The following is a 21445-nucleotide window of genomic DNA, read 5'->3' as shown; positions in this document are numbered from 1 at the left end:
ACCCACTAAATATCGACTTTGTAATCTACAAACCGCCGCTCTTCAATCACTGAATTGATAAACTTCAATGCTTTTTTGTGGTGGTTATTCCGGGTATACATGGTATAATCCAGCTCCGTTTCAAAATCAGAAATTAAGACCACATCATAGGCATAACCTGACTCTTCATCGTCTTCCGTTATGTTGAGACCTACTTCAACATTTTTTATCTCATCAATATTTATTTTCAGCCCCTCCAGAATTAACTTCATTTTTTCAGCATTCTTTTCCTTCGTGGCTCCTTCAGCATTGTCTTTCAATTTCCACATTACAACGTGTCGAATCATGATATTCTCCTATTGTGCTTATTTAAAAAATCAATTTTTGTTGGATACGTAGCGTAAGATCCTCGGATATTATGCCGGGTAGGCTATGGCTAAGTAGAGGGTGCTGATCGGCGATAGATCAACGATCGGATATGGTTAATAGTATTTCCCATAATTCATATTCCTTTTCAGCTACTGCAATAATGTAATATTCTCTTATTCTATAGTTAATAAAAAAAAAGATAAAAACTAAGCTGATTTTTGCAAGCTTAGATTAGAATGTTTATAAATTAGCCTTTTGGAGCTATCAGAGAAGAAAAAAAGTGCCACTACTTATATTTTGGAAACGATTTAAGCACAAATATGCATTACATAATTAGGAAATAGAAGATTCTAAAAAAACCATTATTTATGAGTCAACCACTTAATGTAACGCAAAAGCTAATTAAAAGTCACCTTGTAGAGGGGGAGCTGGAGGACTTTGAGCCAGGAGAAGAAATAGGCCTCAAAATTGATCAAACGCTCACCCAGGATGCTACGGGAACCATGGTCATGCTCGAGCTGGAAGCAATGGAGCTTGAGGAAGCACAGACCGAAGTGTCTTGCCAGTATGTAGACCATAACCTGATACAGACCGACTATAAAAATCCTGATGATCACGTATTTCTGAAATCTGCTGCCGAACGATTTGGGATGTGGTTCAGTCGTCCCGGAAATGGCGTAAGCCACCCCATTGAGACCGAACGGTTTGCAAAGCCGGGCAAGACATTAGCCGGATCGGACAGTCACACGCCGGCATCAGGCTGTATGGGTATGTTGGCTATTGGCGCCGGTGGACTTGATGTGGCCTTTGCGATTGCGGGTGAACCCATGTTTATCAAAAAGCCCAAAGTGCTGGGTGTTGAAGTGAAGGGGGAGCTGCCGGATTGGGTAAGCGCTAAAGATGTAGTGCTTGAAATGCTACGGCGTTACGATGTGGATGGCGCCACTGGATACGTTATTGAATACTTCGGAGAAGGGCTTAAAAATCTCTCCACGATGGATCGGCACGTGATTGCCAATATGGGAACAGAGATGGGAGCGACCAGTACCGTGTTTCCGGCGGATGATGAAGTGCGGCGTTTTATGAAGTCGCAAGGCCGGGAAGATGAGTTTACGGAGCTTCTTGCTGACGAAGGCGCCGAATACGATAAGTATGAAGAACTTATACTCGATGATGTTGAGCCGTTGATTGCCCTGCCCAGCAGTCCCGGCAATGTAGTACCCGTTAGAGAAGTAGAAGGGCAGGATATCTACCAGTCGTACGTTGGCTCTTCGGCGAACCCGGGCTATCGTGATTTCTGGATGGCCTCTGAGATTGTAAAAGGGAAGACCGTCAATGCGAACGTTTCGTATGATATTAATCCTACATCACGACAGATCATCGAGAATATGGTCAAGAACGATGTAATGTTTAATCTCGTACAATCAGGCGCGCGTATCCACCAGGCGGGCTGTAACGGTTGTATCGGGATGGGCCAGGCTCCGGCGTCGGGCCAAAACAGTCTGCGCACCGTTCCGCGTAACTTCCCCGATCGGTCGGGAACACCAGAAGATTCAGTATTTCTCGTGAGTCCTGAAACGGCAGCAGCTTCCGCACTTACCGGAAAGATTACCGATCCACGCGACCTGGAAGAACTCTACGGGATGAGCTATCCTAAATTTAAGGAGTTAGACAATCCGATTGTCAATACGGATATGCTGACCGAGCCCGTCCCTAAAGAAAAACGAGGGAAGATTAAGAAAGGGCCCAATATTTCGACGATGCCCAACTTCGACGAGCTGAGTGACTTTGAAGTACCGGTTCTGTTAAAGATGGGGGATGACATCTCAACGGATGAAATTCTGCGGGCCGGCGCCGAAGTCCTGCCTTTCCGAAGTAACATTCCGGAGATTAGTAAATTTACCCTCGACGTTGTGGATAAAAATTTCCATGATCGGGCGATGAAGGCCAAGGAAGAACATGGCGGTCATGTGGTCATTGCCGGAGAGAACTATGCACAGGGTTCCAGTCGGGAGCATGCTGCCATTGCACCGCGCTACCTTGGTATGAGAGCGGTCATTGCTAAAAGCTATGCTCGTATTGGATGGCAAAACCTGGTGAACTTTGGCATACCTCCGCTGGAGTTCAAGGACAATGGAGCTTATGAAGATATCGATCAGGGTGATGTACTGGCCGTGAACGATATCAGAAGTGCTATTGAGAATGGCAACGAGATTGTGGTTCACAATAAGACCAAGGATAAAAAGTATGAGGTGAAGCATTCTTTCAGCGAACGCCAGAAAGAAGCGGTACTCTACGGCGGTGTTATCAACCGGTTTAAAGCTAAAAAGAAGGCTGGATAAATTTTAATACCTCGTCTCGATTTAAGGCTGGAGTTTCAGTTAATCCTTCTCTATGAAGTTAACTGAATTCCAGCCTTTTTTATCAGGATGGTACTCGTTATCGACAGATAGCTGTTCTTCTTTTACTGCTGGTTATCGTATGTGGGGTATGGGAATTCTTGGAAATATCGGACGAAGTGATGGAAGGAGAGACTCTTTCTTATGATGAGTGATTGTTGGATATTATGAAAATTAAAAATTATAATATCATTGGCCCCAGTTTGTTACAAGAATCAATGAAAAATATTATAGATTCAGGTGCTACTTCCGTTCTTGTAGCAGTTATTTTGGCTATAAGTGGATTTTTGATGCTCTAAGATAGTCATAAGTCAGATAGAATAATTGTTGTAACTTTATGTGTTATAGTAGGTTTCGTTATTTTATTAAAAAAATAATTTCATCCAGCCTCACCCTGAACTTTTTTCGCACTTGGTAGAGGGGGGGCATCCCGAAGTTATCCCAGTGGACATACAATGATGTTGGCAGTTGTATATTTGTCATTGGCATGCATGCTGACTCACCTGCAAGATTGTAAATGGGTGAAGATATACAGTATCTTCATGGCAATACTGCTTACGTTTTTGTCAGGGATAAGTCGTGCCTATTTAGGAGTTCATTATCTAAACGATGTATTAGCGGGGTGGGGGCTGAGTTTCTTTTTGTTGGATTCTATTTAGATCTATCAACAAAAAAATATGGCCCGAAGAAAGGAAAAAGATAGTCGATCACAAACCAAATAATAGCAAAAAAATCCGGCGGAGTGGAACATCCGCTACCTATTATAGCTATCAATTAGTAGAAAACTAATAGTTATATTGTTATAATATTTTTGTAGATAGAATTACGTTATAGACATACAAAAGTTAATATTCATTGACTTAAAATAGAGGTAACTACTATGGGAACTGAAGATAAAGGTAAGGTACTTTTGGCAGCCTTGACAGGAGTAGCAAGCGGTATAGCGTTGGGCTTGTTGTTTGCTCCGGAAAAAGGAGAGGAGACAAGGAAAAAACTCAATCAAAAGCGGGAAGATTATCTTAAAGATTTGATTAAGGAAGTGGAAGGGTTGCGCGCTAATCTTAACAAACGGGCGGAGGAAACAAAGGAAGGCATTAGTGAATTACGAAAAAATGCCAAAAGCCGGGGAGATGACCTTTTGAAGCGGGCCAAGAAAATGACTTCCTATGATGAATGGACCAAAGAAGAGCTTTATGAACGTGCCAAAGAAGCAAAAATTGATGGCTATTCTACCATGAATAAAGCAGAGCTTATAGAAGCACTGAGGAGAAACTAACATCCCAGTTTGATGCCTGCAGATTTCTTTCTCAAGGAGTTTATGGGTATTATAAAAGACAGGCAGGGTAGTAATCCACGGTCCTCCTATGTTGAGTTGTTGAATCTCCACTGGCTTTCTTCTGGAAACGCCAGCTTAAAAAGATATTCATTCTTTGCAACCTAGACGTTCGGGTTGTAGGGCCAATGAATATTTTGCCAATGTTTTAAACAGTATTCAGAAATTCAATTTTTAAGAGATTATTATGGATCTTTCCTGGATTACAACTTCATGGATGTCAGTATGGATGGTTATCGTCAGTACGGTGGGTATCTATTTTGCCCTTATTGCTTTTACCCGCTTGGCGGGACTCCGGTCATTTTCCAAAATGTCGAGTTTCGACTTTGCCATTACCGTAGCGTTTGGTTCCATTTTGGCGAGCACCATCCTGGCAAAAGATCCACCGCTTTTCCAGGCTGTCATTGGCTTGGGTACGCTCTATGTCATCCAGATGATTGTAGCCAACCTGCGCGGAAACTCAACAATTATGAGTAGTTTGGTTGATAATGAGCCACTGTTGCTTATGCGTGGATCTGACATCCTCGAAGACAACCTAAAAAAGGCCAAGGTCACCCATGCTGACCTGCATGCCAAGCTGCGCGAAGCCAATGCCACACAGCTGAGCCAGGTTAAAGCCGTGGTGATGGAGGCGACGGGCGATATTGCGGTACTTCATCACGAAGATCCAACTCATGAATTGGATGGACAATTATTAAAAGGAGTGCGAGGATGGGATTAAAATATCTCTATGCCACTGTTTCTTTTCAATATATATTGCATTTTTGTTAGGCTGTGAATAGAGGTCGACTGCCACTGCACTTAGTTCAAAAACCTGGTATAAATACCGGGGGGAATTGCCACTTTAGTTTTGAACCTATCAATTATCCGGAGTGCGAAACAGGTCGGCACACTCGGCAAAACGATCAGCTAATCCAACCATAACCAACCGGTCGCCTGCTTCTACTTTGAAATTTCCGGCGGGATTACCAATGGTTTTATCGTCTCGGCGGACCGCCAATACGGTAAGGTTGTATTTATTTCTCAACTGTAACTCTTGTAACGTTTGTTCAACAATAGGAGCATCCTTCCGAACGACGACTGCTCGCGTATGTAAGCCTTCTTCATCCAACCCTTGTAAGACCATTAGGTGAGCTTCCTGCACGCTTCCCCGTAATATCTCATAGTCATGCGCTCGCAGCGTTTGGATATGTTCTTGGATTTCACCTTGGGGAATCATATATGATCCCAGAACATGTGAAAAAATACGAACAGTGGTCTCCATCTCCTCAGGTATCACAATATCAGCGCCCATCTCTTCAAGCCGATCTGCTTCGGAGAGGTATCGGGTACGCACAATAATTTGCAGTGTAGGATTGTGGTGGCGAGCTACCTTGATGATCCGGGGACTTGCCGAGGGGTCGTTGGTAGCAATAACGCATAGCTTGGCTTTGGATATACCAGCTAAATCCAGTATATGCTGGCGGCTGGCATCTCCATAGATGGCGGGAATATCGTTTTTGCGCATCTCTTTAACCGATTCCGGATTCATCTCAATGACTACATACGGAATGCCGGTATTATGGAGCACCTGTTCGAGATGGCGGCCGGCCGGACCATATCCCACAATAATAACATGATCTTCTAAATTTGTTTGCATGTCAGAGTCTAAGCTACCGCTATCCTGGCTTAAGCCTTTAAGAGGGGTTTTTGCAAGGAGTTTGCCGAGCTCCGGACCGGCATTTAGCAAAAAGGGAGTTAAAATCATCAGTAAAACGGATACGGCAATAAAAGTTTGTGACCCGATTTCTCCCATTCCGGCTGGAGTGATGCCCGCCATTCGTCCGGCGCGCTCAAGTACAAAGGAGAATTCGCCAATTTGTGCCAGTGCCAGCCCTGAGGCGGCGGCAATACGAACAGGATAGCCAAGCGTTATCAGACTGGTTGAAGTGATAAGTAGTTTTAACAGAATAACCACAGCCGCTGTAGACAACAATAACAAAGGGTATTCAACGACATAACGGATATCCAACAACATCCCCACCGAAACAAAAAAGACGGCGTTGAAAATAGTACGCAGCGGCAGTATTTCACTTAGCGCTTGTTCGCTGAAATGACTTTCACTTACAACCAATCCTGCCATGAATGCACCTAAGGCGAGACTTATATTAGCCATACTGGTTAATGCTGCTGTTCCAAAGCAGATGGCAACGACGGTAAGCAGGAAGAGCTCCTGCCGCCGTGTCTGTGCTACTTTTTCAAGAATCCAGGGCACGATACGCCGGGCCAGGATAAGTACGACGGCAATGAGTAATAGAGCTTTGCCAAGTATCCAGATTAGGTCAAAGGCTGATTCTGACTGACCGGCGAGGATGGGGATGAGCAGTACCATGACAATAATGGCTAAATCCTGGAAAATGAGTACCGCTAAGGAAAGTTGTCCGACAGGCGTATCGGTCTCATTCTTTTGGCTAAATAAGCCCAATACGATAGCGGTACTGCTGAGCGCCACCAGGAAACCCGTATAAATGCTGATATTTAATGTTACATCCAGAGAAATGAGTATGGCTGTGACCACTGCTGTGGTTAGGATGACCTGGAGGCCTCCACCAACTAAAATAGCCTTTCGTATTCGATTTAGTTTTTCAAGGCTAAATTCGATCCCAATGGTGAATAGTAACAGTATAACCCCGATCTCAGCCAGTATATCAACGAGTTCCTGGTCGGGAACCAGCCCCAGTGCATTGGGACCAATGATGACACCGGCTATTAAAAAACCTACAATCGGCACTAATTTTAACCGATAACAGAGATAGGCAATCCCTACACTCACTAAAAATAGTGCAACAAGCTCATTTAAAAAGGGGAGGGCTACAGCAGGAGTCATGTTTAAAATATCCTCAGTTAATAGCGTTGGCTACCCGTGAATGGTTGGCGTTATTACTTGCTCCATGGATAGAATATAATACTTCAGAGATAGTTGTAAACCATTATTGGAATTTTAAACCAATAAATCAGGTACTTTCGCGATCGATCCACTTTTCTGTAACGGGGGACTCATACTCTTCAAAATGATTGAGCAGCCGTTCAGGGTCATCATCTACGATCAGCATGCCCCGGTGGCTTGACCTGACGAATTGCTCCTCCACGGTGTGGTCTAAAAACGTGGATAGGTGATTATAGTATCCGCATATGTTGAGCATTCCCATCGGTTTTCGATGGTAGCCAAGTTGTCCCCAGGTAAGCATTTCGAACAACTCTTCCATCGTACCCAATCCGCCGGGCAGAGCAATAAAACCGTCCGAAATGTCGGCCATCGCTGCTTTACGCTCATGCATGGAGGATACGACCTGAAGGTCCGTCAATCCATCGTGAGCCACTTCTTTACGCATCAGATCTTCGGGGATGATACCGGTTACCTTGCCGCCTCTTTCCAAAACGGCATCTGCCAGCGCACCCATTATGCCAACACTTGCACCACCGTAAACCAGCTCAATGTTGCGCTGTTCAAAAATGTGGCCAAGTCTCCTTGCCCCCTCGACATATTCGTTTTTACGCCCTGGACTGGAACCGCAATACACACAGATTTTTTGTAGCATAGCTATTTGATGAAGGGATTGGTGGTTTGCTATCCTTTAAAAGAGACCTAAATTCAGAAATTTAAAAAGCTAAAGCAAGCCATTAACAATTACTTAACCTATGTCTGCTCATATAAGTAGAATACGTAATCAGTAGGAATGCCGGCTTCTCCTTGTTGCCTGAGCATTGCAGTAATATTTCCCCGGTGATAGGTGCCATGATTAACCACATGCTGTACCAGGTTGGCTACCGAAGTTTCCAGTGCGCCGTACCTGGGATGTTCTACTGAAATGATTTCATCCGGATCCTGTTGTTTGAAAAAAGTAGCATAGCGTTGGGCGAGTGCTTCATTTAACCGTTGCATCAGTTCTAATCCCTTGCCATCTGACTGTGTCTCCAGCTTCTTGATCACTTGCATCGTTTCCTCAAAAGAGTCTCCTGACATAACGCTCAGCCACATGCCGTCAACGCGGTAGATATGAGAGATGACTTCTGCTATGGATGAAAAGACACTTTCGACTTCCTGGGTGTAAAGTCCGGCTGGAAGTTGTTTGAGGTGCTCAAAAAACCTGTTGTTGGCCCACTGGTGGTAGTCGTACTGCTGGATTGCTGAGTGCTTCATAATCAATATTGATTTATTTATCCCTCTGGTGATGGAAGAATATAGCAATCGCAACTGACAACCCTATGGCAGTGATGTGATTTTATTTTTGAATAAAGCTGAACAGTTATTCGATCTCGATATCATAGTTATCGAGAAGGCCGGTAACCGCGGGCAAAGAAAATTTAGCACCTTTAAGCTTGTTGGTCTCCGGATCAATAGAATAATTGTAGGAGGTTCGGAAATCTGTTTCTTGTAGGTTGGTACGGCTGAAGATGGCTCGCTCCAAATTGCATTCCTGAAAAAGAACGCCGCTTAAATCGGCGCCCGTAAAATCCACTTCTTCGAGGCTACTGTTGTTGAAGTGAGTGTTTTTGAGGTTCAATCCATTAAAAGAAGATAAGTTCAACTGTGTATGCTCAAAATGGATTGAAAGCAACATCTTGTTACAATCTTCAAATGATACGCCTACCAATTTGGAATGGTTGAAAGTAACATCCCTGAACAGAGTATTTGATACCTGGGCCATACTTAGATCGCATTCAATAAAGGTGCACTCAATAAATTTGGCTTCTGACAGATCCGTATTCGTGAAACTACAATTAGAAAAGGTGCAATTTTCATATTCCTGGCCGATTTCCTGCTTAGAAAAGTCAACTTTCTTGAAGCTCCGGTCAAAAATATAGGTGTCTTGCTTCATAACGAATGAAGGATAAGTGTTGAGGTAGATCTCAATATAATCAAACAGAAAGCGTATTTCCCATTTATCAGTTACCTCTGGTGCATCATGAGAAGAGAAGCATAAGATAAATCCCACCGGTATTATAAATCGATGGGATTATATCTTTAAGAGGCCTTTGCAAAGCCTCTTTTAAATCTAACACACAGGTTACCCTCTTAGATGCTGTCTGATGACGGTATCAGCCTTGCTTCCATGTTTGGATCTTCCATATCCTTGTCAAATGGAAACATCGGTCGCTTAATTCGTTCATAGTTCAGACGTTCCAGGTCTTGGTCCACGCCGCCCGGGGTTAGCGCCATAACCCAATCTTTCTGCATCTCATAGAGCTCTGGGACGAGATAGCCAATTTTGACTACGACAATATCTGTTTCCCGGGGATTCAGATCAAGGTTTGTAAAATCTTCTTCCTGGTGATAGGGCTTTCGCTTCTTGGTGACGATGACATGCACGCTTCCAACTTTAACCACGACTTCAGTTTCTGCATCGCGATCTCCGTGATGGATCGCCGTCACTGTTCCTTCCAACTGGATGGGGGGAGCATAACGATCATCTACCTGGGCCCCGGCTTTTCCACTTATTTGGGCACCTACACCGGCCTCCACGGCTTTTTTTACGAACTCAGGGCCAGGCAGAGAAGCATAGATCAGGGATGGGCCGTCTTCTGATTTAAACTCAGGGCGTTTAAGGATTTCTCTTATAGTCCAGGTTACATCACCGGCACCGCCAGCTGTAGGATTGTCTCCCATATCACTGATAAAGAAGGGCTGTTCCTCGCTGGCAATAGCCTCGTCCAGGGCTTTTTCCAGTGTGGTAGTGGGGGCGATAAATTCAAATTCATTGCGGACGTCCCAAAAACTCTGCGCCAGCTCTTCAGCCGTGCGGGTAACCGTTTCTTTGTCATCGCCGGTGGCCATTACCACGGCATGGTTCCGGGGTTCATCGGCCCAGGGATAACCTACCCAGATGGCTGCATCAATAATGCCTTCCCGGTTGGCGGCAGGTTTAACTTGAGCGTACAAACTTTTAGCCGGATCCACTCTGGTACTGGTTTTCTCACCGGGCAAAAGGATGGGCACTGGAACCCAGGCCTTATACTGCGGCTTACCTTTGCCGCTTTCAATGCGCTCCAATAAGTTGGCTACCGATCGGCGGCGGGTTTCCATAGCGTCTTCGTGCGGGGCCAGCCGGTAGCAGGTAATCAGGTCGGTATGGCGGGCCAGTCGCTTGGTCACATTGCCGTGTAAATCCATAGAAGTGGAAATAATGGTTTCCTTGCCAATGACCTCGCGAATTTTGGTGATGAAATCTCCTTCCGGATCGTCAAGTCCCTGCACGCTCATCGCTCCATGGATGTCAAAGTAGAGTCCATCGTACGGACCATTTTCTTTGAGTCTTTCGAGCGTTTCAGTTACCAGTGAATCGTAGGCGGCACGGCTGACGATTCCACCAGGGAGGGCATCGCCCGTGAGCGTAGGAATCCATTCTGCCTGTTTTCGAAGCGTAGAATCGGGCGACAGGAATGGATAAGATGAAAACACCTCCTCGCCTGTTTTTGGATGAAACGCTTCTTTGTGGCTCACCGCTGGTGAAAAAGTGCTCGACTCAATAGCTAATCCCGCAATGGCAATACGGGGGAGTTCATCTTTCTCAGTAGCATCAGCAGGCGGTTGATCAGCTGATTTTGTGCATCCGGCCAACAATAAGAATAGTAAAACAGGGAGATACGATTTAAGTGTCATAGTTGTGTTTGGTTTCGAATTGGGTGACAAAAAACCCGTTTAGTTAGTTAATGATAAATGACCTCTTCAAACGTAAGCAGAAAAAAGGAAAATATGCAGAATAGTAATGAAAACTTATAAAAGGGGGTAGTAGCAATAGACCAGTGGCTCTGACTCGAACAATTGGCATGGAGCATTAATATTCAATATCAGTAAGAATAAATGATGCGTAAAGTTTTTTTAATACTAGTCCATAGGTCTTTTAATACCCAGCAAGTAGCGGCAATTTCCATGATAGTAGTGGCGAATTGCCGCCGTTGCTGTTGAAGAGTTTAGTACTCGTCGTTGCGGCGTAACCAGAACTCCGTTTCGTTACGTCCGAGTGGCGCCCGGTCAAGCCATTTATACATACCCCACAGGTCGTCTAAGCCACGTTCATAGGCCGAATAGGTATGATAGATGACACCATCCTCAAGCACAAATGCGCTCATGCCGGGAGCTTCCTTTGTGTAGGTAGCCCAGTCCGTTCCGGTACCGGCCGTTATTTTTTCTGCGGCCTCAGGGATCGCCCCACCTGGGTCAACATCATCTTTACGTGAGCTGCCGTTGCCTTTACTATAGTTGTACTCTATGGCTCCTTTGCGCTGTTGCTCTTCAGTAAAAGAAACGTTAAAGTCATAATTGAAATCACTGCCAAAGGAAGAAGCCCATGGAAACGTCCATCCCATACGCTGCTTGTATTCCTGCAGTTTTTCGAGTGGCGCTCGCGATATCGCCCAGAGCATCACATCGTGATTGGCCAGGTGGACGACGGAGCCATCGAAGCCATCTGCAATAGACGAGCAGGAAGGACACCCTGCCTTATAATCAGGTCCGAACATAAAGTGATACACAAGAAGCTGCGATCGTCCCTTAAAAAGGTCTGCCAGAGAGGCTTGGCCTTCATCAGTTTCAAATTGGTATTTTTTATCAATTTTAACCCATGGCAGTTCTTGCCGCTTTTTAGCCAATTCATCGCTGCGACGGGTTAACTCTTTTTCCTCCCTGAGTAGCTTTCTCCGAGCTTCAAGCCATTCCTCACGGGTTCCTATTTTGTGGTCAGTCATTGGTTCCTCCATATGATCTTCGATTGCTAATGAGTTTACAAGCAATGTATTGTCTAATTATTACTTTCACTGGGGGTAAAATAGACGTTATAGCAGGTTGATTTCGACATCTTTATGTTTCTATTTTACTTATAAAAAAGTAATGATGAAACATTTATCGATTATTGTACCCGAGGGACGGAACAACCTGGAAAGCATCGTTGGTTCTTATAACATATTTACGAGGGCAAATAAGTACTGGGAGGAAAAAACAACGAGCTGTTATTTCATATTGAATTGGTCGGTATCTCAAAGGAGGTGGACTTTTATGATGAGCTGTTTACGGTAAAGCCACAGACCGATATTTATTCGGTGCCCGAAACCGATCTCATCATAATTCCTTCATTGAATCATAACTATCAGAAGGCAGTGAAGGGAAATCAGGAGCTGGTTGACTGGATTGCACGGCAGCATAACCAGGGGGCTGAGGTAGCAAGTATCTGTACCGGTGCCTTTCTGCTTGCTTCCTCAGGTCTGTTGGATGGAAAAAGCTGCTCTACCCATTGGTCCGTTGCCGAAAGCTTCCGGGATATGTTTCCAGAAGTGGACTTGCAAACGGATAAATTGATTACCGATGAACATGGCATTTATACCAATGGAGGGGCTTATTCTTTCCTGAACCTGATTATCTATCTTATTGAGAAGTACTATGATAGGCAAACCGCTATTTTATGTTCTAAAGTATTCCAGATAGAAATGGATCGTCAAAATCAGTCAGCCTTTATCATCTTCAAAGGGCAAAAGATGCATGAGGATAAGATAGTTAAGGAAGCCCAATCCTACATCGAGCGCAACGTGCAGGAAAAAATATCAGTCAAGCAGTTGGCTTCCAGGTTTGCCGTCAGCCGCCGGCAATTTGATCGGAGGTTTGCCAAAGCCACGGGCAATACGCCTTTTGAATATGTGCAACGAGTAAAAGTAGAGGCCGCCAAGAAACAATTAGAGGTGGGGAGAAAAACAGTTACCGAGACCATGTATGAGGTGGGCTATTCCGATGCCAGCGCTTTCCGCAGAGTATTTAAAGAGATAACGAGCCTGTCGCCCGTGGAATATAAAAGCAGGTACAATAAAGAGGCCGTCCTTTGATACAATAGTAACACAAATATTATTCAATTGTGGCTATATACGGCATTGAAGAGTGCTTTAGCCAAGAACCCTTTAATTCACTCCGTGATAAGGGGATAGTAATTATAGCCACGGTCATAATTAAGTGTAATAGAGATTATAACCAATATCTATCGGACAACCATTAAATGATTTAGTATGTTTGTACCAAGAAAGGAATGAAAATAATAAATCAGGATGTAACTAATATGGCAAACGACAAAAATACCGAAGGTAAAGATATAAGCAAGTGTCCCTTTCACAATGGGGAATCCAAACAAGGTGCACTTGGTGGGACAAAGAATGATGACTGGTGGCCAGACAAGCTGAATCTGGGTATCCTTCGTCAACATGCTTCCGTATCTGATCCGATGGACGAGGACTTTGACTATGCGGAAGAGTTCCAGAAGCTTGATTTGAAAGCGGTGAAAGAAGACATCGAAGAAGTGATGACTACCTCGCAAGACTGGTGGCCGGCTGATTGGGGCCATTATGGTGGACTCTTCATTCGGATGGCATGGCATAGTGCCGGTACCTATCGTGTTGCCGACGGTCGCGGCGGTGCAGCGGGTGGGCAACAACGTTTTGCACCTCTCAACAGCTGGCCTGATAATGTAAGCCTCGATAAGGCACGTCGCTTGTTATGGCCTGTTAAAAAGAAGTATGGTCGCAAGCTATCCTGGGCCGACCTGATTGTATTGGCCGGAAACTGTGCCTATGAGTCTACAGGATTGGAGACATTTGGTTTTGCCGGCGGACGCGATGATGATTGGCAACCCGATGAGTCTGTCAACTGGGGACCTGAAGGAGAATGGTTGGGCAACGAGCGCCATGAGGACGACGGAGAACTTGAAGGTTCGCTGGCTGCCGACCATATGGGACTGATTTATGTGAATCCCGAGGGACCCGACGGGGAACCAGATCCGGCAAAAGCGGCATATTTCATCCGCCAGACCTTCAAGCGTATGGCTATGGATGATGAAGAAACCGTTGCACTTATTGCCGGCGGACACACCCTGGGGAAAGTCCACGGTGCTGCTCCGGAAGGGCACAATGGACCTGAACCAGAGGCCGCTCCCATTGAGGAACAAGGCTTGGGCTGGAAAAACAGCCACGGTACCGGAAAAGGTGCAGATACCATCACCAGTGGACTTGAAGGCGCCTGGACCAAAAATCCTACTAAGTTTGATATGGGCTTTTTCGAGAACCTGTTCGGATACGAATGGGAACTGACCAAGAGTCCTGCAGGCGCTTATCAGTGGGAACCCAAAGACGGAGCAGGAGAGGGGACGGTACCCGATGCCCACGATCCTGACAAGAAAAATCCTCCGGTGATGCTCACAACGGATCTCGCGCTGAAAGTAGATCCCGAGTACAAAAAGATTTCAAAGCGATTTTATGAGAATCCGGATGAATTTAAAGACGTCTTCGCCCGCGCATGGTTCAAGCTTATCCACCGCGATATGGGACCAAAAGCGCGCTACCTTGGACCAGAAGTGCCCGAGGAAGATCTGATCTGGCAAGATCCTATTCCAGCCGTTGACCATGAGCTGGTTGATGATGAAGATATTGCTCAACTCAAAGAAGAGATCCTTGATTCAGGATTGACCGTATCAAAGCTGGTATCTGCAGCCTGGGCCTCGGCGTCAACCTATCGCGGCTCTGATAAGCGAGGTGGTGCCAACGGTGCGCGAGTACGATTGGCTCCACAGAAAGATTGGGAGGTCAACAATCCAGAGCAGCTGTCAAAAGTACTGGAGACCCTCGAAGGCATACAGGAAGGATTCAACGATGCACAGTCGGGCGACAAGCAAGTTTCGCTGGCCGATCTGATTGTTCTGGGCGGATGCGCTGCCGTTGAAAAAGCAGCCAACGATGCCGGTTATGAGGTTGAAGTACCCTTTACGCCGGGACGTACGGATGCTACTGCCGAGCAGACGGATGAAGAGTCCTTTGAATGGCTCAAGCCGGATGCCGATGCATTCCGTAATTACTACAATACCAACCGCAGTGCGCTGCCCGAAGAGCTGCTGATAGACAAGGCCAACTTGTTAACGCTTTCTCCACCGGAAATGACGGTGCTGCTGGGCGGTATGCGTGCACTGGATGCCAACTACGATGGCTCCAATCACGGCGTCTTTACCGATCAGCCGGGAACCCTGACGAACGATTTCTTCGTTAATCTGTTGGATATGGATAACAGCTGGAAATCGATTTCGGATGATAAAAACCTCTATGCCATCCAGGATCGTGCGACGGATGATGTGAAGTGGACAGCCACTCGTGCTGACTTGGTCTTTGGTTCAAACTCAGAGCTGCGTGCTCTTGCAGAAGCCTATGCCACGGATGATGCAGAAGAGAAGTTCGTAAAGGACTTTATCACAGCCTGGGATAAGGTCATGAACCTGGATCGGTTTGATCTGAAGTAAATACTATTGCCCATGATCTAACGAAAGGGTCGTAACAGATTCCTGAACAGTAATCATGGCTTTGATCTTATAGGCAGCTTCGGCTAATGTCGGGGCTGCCTTTTCTATTTTCTATAGCCCGAATCCGGCTATCCCCGCTTCCTCTACAGGTGATTACGGCTGAATAAAGTCTTTTAATTCATGGTACGAAAGCGCTCCTGCATAGCGTTTTAACTCCTCACCATTTTTAATGAGTAGCAAGGTTGGTAACCCCTTGACATTATAGGAATCCGCTAACGCTTTATGCTTTACGGTATCCACTTTTACAACGGTACAATCAATTTGATCCGATTCGGCCAACCTTTGCAGTGACTTGTTCATCATGATGCACGGGCCACACCATTCGGCCCAGAAATCGATAAGTACCGGGGATTTAGTTTCTAAAACCTGTTCCAGCCGTTCGGTATTAACCTCATTCACAGAGTGGGCGACAATCTCATCCAATTGGGGATCTTTATTGCCCCCAAACGTCCGTTTTAAATAAGCAACCGGCCATCGAATAATCGCAAATAAATTGCTAACCATGAGTGCCAAAAATAAGAGCAGGTAGCCCCCAATGCGTAAGGGCATGAGGTAGTAGTTCGACTTTGTGTCATCCAGCCATTTTTCAAGCTTATTTAAGGAACTTATCAGGGAGTTTAGGCTCATTGTCAGGGGTTAATGAGGATTAACAGCCTTGTGGGGCGGAAGAGAAGCGTCAGCCTTAACGGTTTTCCAGAATGTACCACAGAAACGGGTTAATCTCAAAATCAAGAAAAGGCAGCCCATTCCCCTTAGGAGAGTCATTAAATGTTCAGGCAATCAGATGTTTTGGTCTGTAGATTACCCTTCGTCCAATATTTCATAAGACATGGGTTGCGGCGGTTCCACAAATGCATCCGATACGGCCGAAGCGAACTTCTTCACATCCGGGCCGCCTAAAAATGCATCCCGTTCTTCTTTGGAGGCCCACCGTTCAAAATTAACCGTCACGGCGGGATTCTCTGCAGAGCGGAAAATACGATACGCAATACAGCCCGTCTGTGCCCGGGCCGCTTGTGCCACCTCACGCAATGCTTTTTGAACGATTTCTTTCTTCTCTGGTCTGGCTTCCGCGGTTGTCATCGTAACAAGGTTGGAGTGGTCCATTTTTGTTGGATTTTAAATCATTTAGTATTTCAATGCAGGTCTTCCTTAATGTGTCTTTCCCTTCACGATAGCCGACGCTATTTGTCCGCAGTGATGAGCATTATGGAAGAGGGTGATGGAAAACAGGTTGATCCGTGAAATCTTTCCAAACCAACTGGTGTCTACTTCTTCAAGCCACTCGTTATCAGGGGTTTCATTCACCAGCTTTTCAAGCGTAGTGTACCCTTCCTCCACAAGCATACGACTTGTTTCAAGGTCATAATCTTTCCCTGTATCTTCTTGCCCCATCGTTGAGCCCTCTACGTCTGTTTCATAGCCAAAAAATTGAGCCATTAAATTTGTTGCTTCCCCAATATGCCTGTAAATGAAACCCACGGATGCAGTTTGTTCTGTCAGGCGATAATTGGCGTTGTCAGCATTGATGTCTTCTAAGGTTCTAAAACAGTCCACCCGGCTCTGTTCTACCATTTGGAGTAAAAGCTCTTTTTGCATTTGCTTTATTTTTTAATTTGGATTAACTGTTGCTATCTGTGATTGTCTGTTCTCTGTTTTACATTTAATACAAATAATATATTATCTCAATATTACTTTAGCCGGGTGTAATATAGACGTTGTTACGGGGTGATATAGACATTATGAAGAGCGATGTGGGCCATTCTTCATCAACCTGCATTATGCAAAACAGGTTATTATCTGGATCTTCCAGCACAATAAAATCATCATCCGGCTGATAACTTACCTAATGCAGTTTTATTTCATTAGCACTAAAAGAAATTGCCGTTCCTTTTTCCGTGTGGCCTTCTATTTTAAAACTCCAACTACCGTCAGGAAGATCCCAATACCAATTTTCCCCACTTATATACAATTGGCCGGTAAGTATTTGAGTTTCTTTTGGGGCAATATTGTAGACAAACAATTCATCCGGGCAAATATAATTATTGGTTGTCCTATTATACCAAATTGGCTCACTGCTTTCATTATAAGCAACCACGTTGAATGCACAGGGGCCGGTTTCAATTCTGGCTGTGTCAGTACCAATATTTTCTACTTCTATAGTTGTAAATAAGGAGTCATCGGAAGCAGACCACAAGATTTTTTCATGAAATTGTATCTCACCATCTACCTGTAATTTATGAACAGACGGTTGGGGGTCCTCAATATTATTGATAGTGTCTTGGCATCCCAAAAGAGAACTACAAAAGAAAATGAAAAGGATGAATTGTCGAATCATGGATGAAGGTATAACGACCGACCCTGCGCTTTACGGGCATGCGAATTAGTGTTCATTCAATTTCCAGTTTACGAGTTGTCGCCAGTAAAATCAAAACGGGAAGGCCCCGGCGAGGCGCGTCCCGTTGAAACGCCTTGTTAGGTAAACCTCTAATCTACTAGCTCGACCCGAAGCGTTTTGCCAAATGTCTTGGCATATTTTTCTAATGTAGACAATCGAATATCTTCTGCATGATTTTCAATGCGAGAAATAGCTGTTTTTTGGGTATTCATTTGTTTGGCTACTTCTGCTTGCGTTAAGCCAGCGTTTTCCCGGGCTTGCTTCAACAAAGCACCAATTTTGAAATGCAGATACCCTTCTTCATAACCTTCCGCAAATTTCGGATCGTCTTTCTTTCGTTTTGTTATGTAAGCTTGAAGATCACCCATTTTGAACCTCCGTTTCGAGCTAAATAATCAGCTTTTCTCTGCTCAGCTAGCTCAATTTCTTGTTTTGGTGTTTTCTGGGATTTTTTCTTAAACCCATTTGTTAAGACAACAAATTCATAGCCTGTGATAAATCCGAGGAGTCGAAAACTATGGGAGCCAATGCGAGCACGAACTTCCCAAATATCGTCAGTATTTTTCAGCTTCTTAAAGATTGAACAGGGACTTGATCCATATCTTCAATAAGTCGAAGCGTCCAGGTAACTTTCTTAGCATGTTTTGGTTTTAATGAATCTAAAAATTCCTCGACCGGAGCTTTTCCGGATTTCTTACGATAGAATTTGATTTGTTTCATAGATCATAAGTTAACAATAATGTTAACATTGTCAAGAAAGGATTATTGCCAAGAAATTGAGAAAGGTTTACATAACGACATTGCGCATCAGCTGCGCACGGATTTTTGTTGAAATAGCAACTAACGAAAGAAGAGACATAAAACCAATAGTGGCCCCGACGCATCGGGGGCGAGGTGCGTCCGACTTAATTGCGTGGGTTATGCGCAATTTTTAAGTGCCATATTCTTGAACCTTTTGACGCCAAAAACTATTGGCTTCATCTTTTGAAACACCCAAAACTTGATTCATCGCTTGGTGAATTCCTTCTTCGCTTGAGGCTTTTTTGAGAAATTTTTTAACTGCTTCAGGACCACCTTTTTCTTCTGCTGCTTTGATTAGGACAGCGCCACTGACATAATATATTTTTGAAGAAATTCTTTGGCCGGTTAAAACCTTGCTTAACGTTAATGATTTATTTGAAGTTATCTTTTGGGCAATAGATTGCACCAGCTGATCGAATGATTTCTGTCCTATATCTCCATAGTAGGTGGCAAGTCCTTCGTCTACAAAAGGATCAAGTTCGTAATCTTTAAAAATGGTATGAACTAATTCGTGAGGATATGATTCAGATCCTGTCCCTACAAAAACTTGATTGTTTTTAGGATAACCGCGCCCATCGTTTCCATCCCACGCGTAATTCAAACCACTTATTTTTGCCATTTCCACAAAATTTTGAGCCAGATAATAGTTTATTGGCTCAGAAAGTGTGATCTCAAATTTATTTGCAAGTTCTTTAACAAAATTGGCTGAATCTTGAGCTTCGTTTTTATCAAATTTATGGTTAGGCGGATAGATATACTGAATGTCTCCAACTTGTTTTCGTTTCCATTTCTCGGTTAGGATTGGAAGCACACTAAATAGTTTCCATTCTCCATTTTCTCTGCCAGCAAAAACCCTTTGGATAGAATAAATCTCTTGGGAGTTTTTCAGGTTACTAGGAGCATATAGAGTTTTTATAGCATAGACGCTGTCTCGTTTTTCAATACTTAACACTCTTGGTTTTAAACCAAAGGCATCGTGTAGATTCATACCATTTGCTAACTCATAGCCATAAGTCCATCGTCGCGAAATATCATAATCATGCCATTTTTCTTTTTGTTGCTCTGACCAGTATGGATTGTCATAAATTTGATCAGGATGATTGCTTAAATGTTTTTGCCAGAGCTTAAAAACAGCTTGTACTTCAGCATCTGTTGTATCAACTCTTGGTGCTATTGGTAAATCAATTAGTTCTTGCGCATTTCCATTAAGAAAGCAGAAGATTGTTAAAAGAATTGAAATACAGATTTTTTTCATGGAGACGTAACGATAGTTAGATATTTAAAATTGCCGTATAACGACATGGCGCATAATCGGCGCACGGATTCATGTTGAATTAGCAACTAACGAAAGAAGAGCCTTAAAACCAAGAGGGGCAAAGAATTGGCGAGGTACGTCCGAGTTAATGCGCGGGTTAGCCGTTTTTATGAGGGAACATCAAAGGCTAAAACAGTCAAATATATGTCTCTACTTTTATCTGATTCTTTAGCTACTACATATTTGAATCCATTTTCTAGCTTACAATCTAATTCTTTTTTAAAACCTGGATGTTCTTTCACTATGCCTGGAATTTTTTCTAAGACTGCCGAAAAATCTTTATTACGATTAAAAATTAATATTGCAGTTTTAGTGTCTCTCCAAGTTGTATATCCGAGAAGCTGATCAATTGCTTCTAGTAAATACTTTTTACCTCTCCAAACTTTGCATTCAGCGATAAATAAACATTTGTTCTTTTCACGAATGAGTATATCAGTTTTACCTTCCGCATTAAATGTTTCACCAGTTGCTTGACCTTCAAAATGACTGTTCATTGGCACTAGAAACATATCTCGTAATCCTTCTTCATCCATATTTTTGAATGATGAAGGACTCCATTCTAACATGGTCGCAGTTTTATTTATCAAGTCTAAAATATGTTCATAATCACTTGACTTAATAGTTGGCTCTGGTTCATAAGCCTTTTTATCTGTTTTTGGTAAATGTGGCTTAATTCTTTTCCTCTTTATTTCAGAAGTAGTATAAGTGTTAGATTCTTTTCGTTCTTTTAAGGGAAATCCAATAGAACTCTCCAATTTTCTATCTTCAAGTAATTTATCTCTGCGGTGTTTTATTTTGGATTTAATTTCCTTTTCCAAAGTTTGATGCCAACCACTTATGTCATTTGCAGAATAACCAAGGTACTTTTTTATGTCATTTAACCAGCGGTTAAAACTTTTTCTTACTTCTTCACCGTCTAAATCTTCTCCTTCTTTTTGAAAAATAAGTTTATTCCCTCGGACAATAGCTTGTGGTGGTGACATTGAAAATTTAGATGCTCTCAAATACAGAATATCCTCATTTCCCGAAAAGGGGATTTCTATTTTGACTTCAGTCCCTGGTATATAAAATGGTTTGCTTCGATTTCTGATATATCTTCGAGTATCATTACTAACATCGATTTTCGTGTCACTCACATCTTGAACAATATGATCTTCATGAAGTTCAATTGGTTCAATTTTATGTTTTTCGTAGTAATAACCTTCCAAATCATGGATACTTTGTTTTAAAAAATCTTCTGGATTATGAGTATCCACTTCATTTTTTGCTCTTTCAGATATGCTATTTAAGTAATCTCTTAAACTATCTCTTGAGAAAAGACTTTTCTTTGAATTATGTCTCATTGGTTGATGACTTTTTTAAAACGGCTAACGACATCCTATGTTTAAAGCACTTAGTATTGACTGGTATTTTAGATTCGCAGATATTCGGTCAAACGGAAGGTTGGTGGCGGGAAGGGAACCAGTAAGACGACATTGAGCCATAGAGCTCGAG

General features: G+C 43.6%; 20 protein-coding genes and 1 pseudogene. 6 read left to right on the top strand and 15 right to left on the bottom strand.

What is annotated here, in order from left to right:
- Positions 1–5: 5 nt before the first annotated feature.
- Positions 6–326, bottom strand: coding sequence for a Dabb family protein (locus tag J6I44_RS15775; protein ID WP_265767122.1), 321 nt, complete (start codon positions 324–326; stop codon positions 6–8).
- A gap of 390 nt (positions 327–716) precedes the next feature.
- On the opposite strand from J6I44_RS15775, the gene J6I44_RS15770 reads away from it, so the two are divergent.
- The 4 genes and pseudogenes from J6I44_RS15770 (at position 717) to J6I44_RS15760 (ending at position 4801) form a co-directional block, all read left to right on the top strand.
- Positions 717–2690, top strand: a complete 1974-nt coding sequence (locus J6I44_RS15770) for an aconitate hydratase (protein WP_265767121.1) — start codon at positions 717–719, stop codon at positions 2688–2690.
- Positions 2691–3187: 497 nt separating this feature from the next.
- Positions 3188–3406 (top strand): annotated as a pseudogene (locus J6I44_RS20935) (phosphatase PAP2 family protein); the annotation flags it as partial.
- 221 nt (positions 3407–3627) lie between these two features.
- Complete coding sequence (locus J6I44_RS15765) at positions 3628–4023, top strand: YtxH domain-containing protein (protein WP_265767120.1); 396 nt, start codon at positions 3628–3630, stop codon at positions 4021–4023.
- Positions 4024–4267: 244 nt separating this feature from the next.
- On the top strand, positions 4268–4801 hold the full coding sequence (locus J6I44_RS15760; RefSeq protein WP_265767119.1) for a DUF421 domain-containing protein: 534 nt from the start codon (positions 4268–4270) through the stop codon (positions 4799–4801).
- Between the two features lie 138 nt (positions 4802–4939).
- Here the strand turns inward: J6I44_RS15760 and J6I44_RS15755 are convergent, their stop codons facing one another.
- The 6 genes from J6I44_RS15755 to J6I44_RS15730 all read right to left on the bottom strand — a co-directional run bounded on the left by J6I44_RS15755 (position 4940) and on the right by J6I44_RS15730 (position 11805).
- Positions 4940–6946, bottom strand: coding sequence for a monovalent cation:proton antiporter family protein (locus J6I44_RS15755; protein ID WP_265767118.1), 2007 nt, complete (start codon positions 6944–6946; stop codon positions 4940–4942).
- A 127-nt stretch (positions 6947–7073) separates the two neighbouring features.
- Complete coding sequence (locus tag J6I44_RS15750) at positions 7074–7658, bottom strand: LOG family protein (protein WP_265767117.1); 585 nt, start codon at positions 7656–7658, stop codon at positions 7074–7076.
- A gap of 98 nt (positions 7659–7756) precedes the next feature.
- Positions 7757–8260: a DinB family protein gene (locus J6I44_RS15745; RefSeq protein WP_265767116.1), complete on the bottom strand. Its 504-nt coding sequence runs from the start codon at positions 8258–8260 to the stop codon at positions 7757–7759.
- Between the two features lie 106 nt (positions 8261–8366).
- A complete protein-coding gene (locus J6I44_RS15740; protein WP_265767115.1) occupies positions 8367–8939 on the bottom strand; it encodes a pentapeptide repeat-containing protein in 573 nt (190 codons plus the stop codon).
- Positions 8940–9136: 197 nt separating this feature from the next.
- Positions 9137–10720, bottom strand: coding sequence for a M81 family metallopeptidase (locus J6I44_RS15735; RefSeq protein ID WP_265767114.1), 1584 nt, complete (start codon positions 10718–10720; stop codon positions 9137–9139).
- A 311-nt stretch (positions 10721–11031) separates the two neighbouring features.
- Positions 11032–11805, bottom strand: a complete 774-nt coding sequence (locus tag J6I44_RS15730) for a DUF899 domain-containing protein (RefSeq protein ID WP_265767113.1) — start codon at positions 11803–11805, stop codon at positions 11032–11034.
- A 297-nt stretch (positions 11806–12102) separates the two neighbouring features.
- Here J6I44_RS15730 and J6I44_RS15725 point away from each other — a divergent pair, with 297 nt between their 5' ends.
- On the top strand, positions 12103–12930 hold the full coding sequence (locus J6I44_RS15725) for a GlxA family transcriptional regulator (RefSeq protein ID WP_265767112.1): 828 nt from the start codon (positions 12103–12105) through the stop codon (positions 12928–12930).
- Between the two features lie 227 nt (positions 12931–13157).
- Positions 13158–15377, top strand: coding sequence for a catalase/peroxidase HPI (katG, locus tag J6I44_RS15720; protein ID WP_265767111.1), 2220 nt, complete (start codon positions 13158–13160; stop codon positions 15375–15377).
- 153 nt (positions 15378–15530) lie between these two features.
- Here the strand turns inward: katG and J6I44_RS15715 are convergent, their stop codons facing one another.
- From J6I44_RS15715 to J6I44_RS15685, 8 genes are all read right to left on the bottom strand, one after another.
- On the bottom strand, positions 15531–16064 hold the full coding sequence (locus tag J6I44_RS15715) for a thioredoxin family protein (RefSeq protein ID WP_265767110.1): 534 nt from the start codon (positions 16062–16064) through the stop codon (positions 15531–15533).
- A 174-nt stretch (positions 16065–16238) separates the two neighbouring features.
- Positions 16239–16544, bottom strand: coding sequence for a putative quinol monooxygenase (locus tag J6I44_RS15710; RefSeq protein ID WP_265767109.1), 306 nt, complete (start codon positions 16542–16544; stop codon positions 16239–16241).
- 45 nt (positions 16545–16589) lie between these two features.
- The gene (locus tag J6I44_RS15705; RefSeq protein WP_265767108.1) at positions 16590–17036 is read right to left on the bottom strand and encodes a DinB family protein; all 447 of its coding nucleotides are present in this window, start codon (positions 17034–17036) and stop codon (positions 16590–16592) included.
- Between the two features lie 247 nt (positions 17037–17283).
- Complete coding sequence (locus tag J6I44_RS15700; RefSeq protein ID WP_265767107.1) at positions 17284–17775, bottom strand: hypothetical protein; 492 nt, start codon at positions 17773–17775, stop codon at positions 17284–17286.
- Between the two features lie 149 nt (positions 17776–17924).
- Entirely contained in the window at positions 17925–18203 is a 279-nt protein-coding gene (locus J6I44_RS15695; protein ID WP_265767106.1) for a helix-turn-helix domain-containing protein, read from the bottom strand.
- Positions 18179–18364 (bottom strand): type II toxin-antitoxin system RelE/ParE family toxin, encoded by a 186-nt coding sequence (locus J6I44_RS20930; protein WP_350356715.1) that lies wholly within the window; start codon positions 18362–18364, stop codon positions 18179–18181. Before J6I44_RS20930 ends, J6I44_RS15695 begins: the two co-directional genes overlap by 25 nt.
- Before the next feature lie 402 nt (positions 18365–18766).
- Positions 18767–19891, bottom strand: a complete 1125-nt coding sequence (locus J6I44_RS15690; RefSeq protein ID WP_265767105.1) for a gluzincin family metallopeptidase — start codon at positions 19889–19891, stop codon at positions 18767–18769.
- A gap of 167 nt (positions 19892–20058) precedes the next feature.
- Positions 20059–21294 carry a hypothetical protein gene (locus tag J6I44_RS15685; protein WP_265767104.1) on the bottom strand — a complete coding sequence of 412 codons (1236 nt, stop codon included), beginning with the start codon at positions 21292–21294 and terminating at the stop codon, positions 20059–20061.
- Between the last annotated feature and the right edge of the window lie 151 nt (positions 21295–21445).

This window comes from Fodinibius salsisoli (genome assembly GCF_026229185.1).
Lineage (GTDB): Bacteria > Bacteroidota > Rhodothermia > Balneolales > Balneolaceae > Fodinibius > Fodinibius salsisoli.
The sequence above is the reverse complement of the archived record's forward strand: the minus strand, read 5'-3'. Positions and strand labels throughout refer to the sequence as shown.